The sequence below is a fragment of the Streptomyces sp. NH27 genome (genome assembly GCF_056859195.1).
Genome location: NZ_JACEGK010000620.1, coordinates 1 through 4,313, shown reverse-complemented (window position 1 = coordinate 4,313; position 4,313 = coordinate 1). Strand labels below are relative to the sequence as shown.

Annotated in this window: 5 protein-coding genes and 1 pseudogene; 2 read left to right on the top strand and 4 right to left on the bottom strand. The window is 73.1% G+C overall.

Annotated elements, in window-relative coordinates; genetic code table 11:
- Both AC13HU_RS33235 and AC13HU_RS33230 read right to left on the bottom strand, forming a co-directional pair.
- On the bottom strand, positions 1–627 hold a 627-nt coding region (locus AC13HU_RS33235), incomplete at its 3' end, for a 4'-phosphopantetheinyl transferase family protein (RefSeq protein ID WP_483045703.1).
- A complete protein-coding gene (locus tag AC13HU_RS33230) occupies positions 624–1,505 on the bottom strand; it encodes a metallophosphoesterase family protein (RefSeq protein WP_483045702.1) in 882 nt (293 codons plus the stop codon). The genes AC13HU_RS33230 and AC13HU_RS33235, both read right to left, overlap by 4 nt.
- A 177-nt stretch (positions 1,506–1,682) precedes the next feature.
- Here AC13HU_RS33230 and AC13HU_RS33225 point away from each other — a divergent pair.
- Positions 1,683–1,772: pseudogene (locus tag AC13HU_RS33225) on the top strand (glycoside hydrolase family 11 protein); the annotation flags it as partial.
- 100 nt (positions 1,773–1,872) lie between these two features.
- Here the strand turns inward: AC13HU_RS33225 and AC13HU_RS33220 are convergent.
- Together AC13HU_RS33220 and AC13HU_RS33215 are read right to left on the bottom strand one after the other, a co-directional pair.
- On the bottom strand, positions 1,873–3,060 hold the full coding sequence (locus AC13HU_RS33220) for a thiolase family protein (RefSeq protein ID WP_483045701.1): 1,188 nt from the start codon (positions 3,058–3,060) through the stop codon (positions 1,873–1,875).
- Between the two features lie 197 nt (positions 3,061–3,257).
- Positions 3,258–3,701 (bottom strand): MarR family winged helix-turn-helix transcriptional regulator, encoded by a 444-nt coding sequence (locus AC13HU_RS33215; protein WP_483045700.1) that lies wholly within the window; start codon positions 3,699–3,701, stop codon positions 3,258–3,260.
- Positions 3,702–3,882: 181 nt separating this feature from the next.
- On the opposite strand from AC13HU_RS33215, the gene AC13HU_RS33210 reads away from it, so the two are divergent.
- A complete protein-coding gene (locus AC13HU_RS33210; RefSeq protein WP_483045699.1) occupies positions 3,883–4,290 on the top strand; it encodes a VOC family protein in 408 nt (135 codons plus the stop codon).
- The last annotated feature ends 23 nt before the right edge of the window (positions 4,291–4,313 follow it).

Below are 4,313 nucleotides of genomic sequence, written 5' to 3'. Positions count from 1 at the left end.
GTCCGGGCCGACGCCTTCGGCGAGAAGGGGGCCGGGCACGAGGAGGCGGGCGGTGAAGGTGCCGCGGGTCGGACCGGGGACGGACGGGTCATGGGCCAGCAGGAGTTCGGCCTCCTCGAACCCGAGCATGCGGTGGTGGTACGGATACCACGCCTTGTAGACGGTCTCCTTGGCGCTGAACAGCAGCCGGTCCCAGTGGACTTCGGGCTTCGACCCGGTCGACTTGGCGAGTGCGGCGCGCTCTTCGGGGGTGGAGTGGATGGCGTCGAGGACGCCCTCGGGCAGCGGGCCGTCGGGCTCGGCGTCGATGCCGAGCGCGAGGACGTCGGTGGCGCGGGCCACGGCGGCGGCCCGGTATCCGTCGCAGTGTGTGATGCTGCCGACGATGCCGTCCGGCCAGACGGGGGCGCCCCGGTCGGCGTTGTCGCGCGGGATCGGGCCGGCGGTCAGGCCGAGCGCGGCGAGCGCCTCCCGCGCGCAGGCGCGACCGGCGGCGTGTTCGGCCCGGCGCTTGGGCACGGCGCGGGCGACGGCGGGCTCCTCCTCGGGGTGGAGCGGGACGCGGTCGAGTTCGTCGCCGTAGGCGGCCCGGGTGCGGACCGTGGCGGGGACCAGGTGCTCGATCATCGCCCCGCCCCGGGACGGCCGGCGAGGATGCGGCGCGGGCCGAGCGGGCCGGAGTCGCGTGCGCCCCATTCGCGCGGGTACCCGAGCGACGCCTCGGTGAAGCGGATGCCGTCACGGTGGGTGATGCGCGGGATGTGCAGGTGGCCGTAGACGACTTCGGTGGCGCGGAAGCGGACGTGCCAGTCCTCGGTGAGTTCGGTGCCGCACCACAGCGCGAACGACGGGTAGCGCAGCACCTTGGTGGGATCGCGGTGCAGCGGCCAGTGGTTGGCGAGGACGGTGGGCAGTTCGGGATCGAGGGCCGACAGGCGGCCGGCGGTCTCGGCGACGCGGGCGCGGCACCAGTCGTCGATACCGGGCAGCGGGTCCGGGTGCAGCAGCATCTCGTCGGTGCAGACGACGCCCAACTCGCTTGAGTGGGCGAGCGCGTCCTTCTTGGTGGTGGCGCCGGGGGTGCCGTCGCGCCAGGTGTAGTCGTAGAGCAGGAGCATCGGGCAGACCGCGACCGGGCCGGTGGCGCTCTCCCAGATCGGGTACGGATCCTCGGGCGTGACGATGTCCAGGCGGCGGATCTCGTCGACCAGGTGCCGGTAGCGGGCCTCGCCGCGCAGGGTCAGCGGGTCCTTGGGCGGGGTCCACAACTCGTGGTTGCCGGGCAGCCAGATGACGGTGCCGAAGTTCTCCTTGAGGGTGCGCAGCGCCCACAGGACGTCTTCGGCGTACTCGGCGACGTCGCCGGCCACGATCAGCCAGTCGCCGTCGCTGTCGGGCCGCATCTTCTCGACGAGGTCGCGGTTGGCTTCGTAGCCGACGTGCAGGTCGCTGATCGCGAGGAGTTGCGGGGCGCCGGCGGTCGATGTCTGCACGGCTCCGATCATCCCAGACGGTTCCGCCTCGCGGGCCGACTTCACACGCGCGCCGGAAATTTCCCTGCGCCGCCGCAGCGGTCACGGTCAACGAGCCCTGTTCATACGGTCATTGGCGCCGCCGTCCGGCACGGCTTTGCCCGATATGACCCGAGGCAAGGGTTCGTGACGATGTGCCACCTGTGCGGCGCCCCCTCCATCGAGGGCACCGCGACCTTCAACCAGTACTGGAGCGCCCGGCAGGCCCGGCGCACCGGCGGCACCATCACCGCGGGCAATCGTGCAGCGCGTCCTGACCGTCCCGGCCCCGAACTCCCAAGCAGCGCACCGCGCCACGCTCCACCTGTGGCGTGGTGCGCTCGCGCGCGGGCGGGATGCGTCAGGCCCGGTCGACGAGGACCGCGGAGCCCTGGCCGACGCCGACGCACATGGTGGCGAGGCCGCGTGCCGCGCCGGTGCGGCGCATCCGGTGCAGGAGGGTGGTGAGGATGCGGGCGCCGGAGCAGCCGAGCGGGTGACCGAGCGCGATCGCGCCGCCGGTGGGGTTGACCAGGTCGGGGTCGATACCGAGTTGCCGTACGGAGGCGAGCGCCTGGGCGGCGAACGCCTCGTTGAACTCGGCCTCTTCGACGGATTCGATGCCGCGGCCGAGCCTGGCCAGTACGCGCTGGGTGGCGGGCACCGGGCCGATGCCCATGACGTCGGGGTGCACACCGGCGCTGGCACCCGCGGCGTAGCGGCCGAGGGACTCCAGACCGAGGTCGGCGAGCGCCTCCTCGCTGACCAGCAGGAGCGCGGCGGCGCCGTCGTTCATCGGCGAGGCGTTGCCCGCGGTGACGGTCCCGCCGGCTCGGAAGACGGGCTTGAGGGCGGCGAGGCGTTCGGCTGTGGTGTCCTCGCGGATGCTCTCGTCCTGGCTGACGACGACGCCGTCGGGCCGGGTGACGGGCAGGATCTCGGCGTCGAACAGGCCGTTCCTACGGGCTTCGGCGGCATTGCGGTGGCTACGCAGCGCGAAGGCGTCCTGGTCGGCGCGGCTGACGCCGTACCGCTCCGCGACCTCCTCGGCGGTCTCGCCCATGGCCAGCACGCCGTGCAGTTCCGGCATCCGCGGGTTGGTGAGGCGCCAGCCGAGGCGGGTGTCATGGGTCTGGAGGGCGCGGGGCAGGGCCTCGTCGGGGCGGGCCAGGACGAAGGGAGCGCGGCTCATCGACTCCGAGCCGCCGGCCAGCACGACGTCGGCCTCACCGGCGGCGATCATGCGGGCGGCGGAGGTGACGGCCTCCATCCCGGAGGCGCACAGCCGGTTGACGGTCGCGCCGGGCACGGTGTCGGGCAGGCCGGCCAGCAGGACGGCCATCCTTGCGACGTTGCGGTTGTCCTCGCCGGCCTGGTTGGCGGCGCCCCAGTAGACGTCGTCGACCCGGGCCGGATCGAGGGCGGGAACGCCGTCGAGCAGCCCGCGGATCGTGGTGGCCGCGAGGTCGTCCGGCCGGACCGTGGAGAGCACACCGCGGAGCCGTCCGATCGGGGTGCGGCGGGCAGCGGCGAAGTGGACTGGGCGCATCGCGGACTCCTCGGACGGGAAACTAGCAGTGTGAGTTTAGACCGACCGGCATATGGAAGGTGGGAGAAGGAGCGGGTTGAGGGCCGAGTCCAGGTGGTGCTGACGAGGGAGCCATGGCGGAGCCCTGGTGACTGAGGAGAAGCCGTCCGGGCGAGAGCCATCGGCCCGCGACGCCGCCCGCCATGTGCCGGCCGGCCTTAAGCCGAGTCGAGGCCGCAGTACACCCGGCTGAGCAGCGCGTGCAGCTGATCGCACTCGTCGCCGTCCAGCGGGGCGAGGATCTCGTCCTGCACGACGGCGGCCTTCAGGCGGAGCCGCTTCAGGGCCGTGCGGCCCTCGGGGGTGATGGCGACGTTCACCCGGCGGCGGTCGACGGAGTCGCGGGCCCGCTCCGCATAGCCGGCCTCGGCCAGGCCGTCGACGACCTTCACGATGTCGCTGGCGTCGATGACCACGCGCGCGGCGAGGTCCCGCTGGGCGTGCGGGCCGAAGTCGGCGAGGGCGGCGAGGACGGCCATGTGCCACAGCCGCAGCCCTTCCTCGGCGAGGCGTTCGGCGAGGCGGGAGCGGGCCTCCTTGCCGGCCTTCGACAGGAGGTAGGTGGTGAGTTCCGTGAGGCTGGGGGGCGTCCGGGGGTCCATTCCGGCAGTGTAGGCGGTCACCCATGATGGGCGTCGCCATTGATGGGTCGGCACCCATGAAAGGGCCAACCCACGATGGGTGATACCCCTTCGCCTACGCTAGGCTCGCCCCATCATGGGTGTGCACCCACTAATAGAGCGCGCCGCCCGTCACCCGTCACCCGTCACCCCGGAGCCCACCATGGATGCCCTCCACCCGCGCCTGCTCGTCGGCGACTTCGGGGCCGCGTTCCGCTTCTACGACCACGTGCTGCCCGCCCTGCTCGGCGCCACCCTCACCCGAGGGGGCCCGGACGGGCCGTACGCCAGTTGGGACGTCGGCGCCGAGGGGCTGTTGATGCTCTTCGACCGCGCCGCGATGGCCGAGGTCGCCGGCACCGGTTCCCTGCCCGCCTCGCCCTCCGTCGGCCAGGACCGGGCGATGCTGGTCAGCCGCGTGCCCGATGTGACGGCCGCATACGACGTGGCGCTGCGCCACGGCGGCACCCCGGTCGCTCCCCCGACCGCCCGCCCCGAGTGGGGCCCCACCATGCGCACCGCCCCCCTGCGCGACCCGGACGGCAACCTGCTGGAATTCCAGTCCTACTGACCCACCGGCCGAGGCCGCCGCCG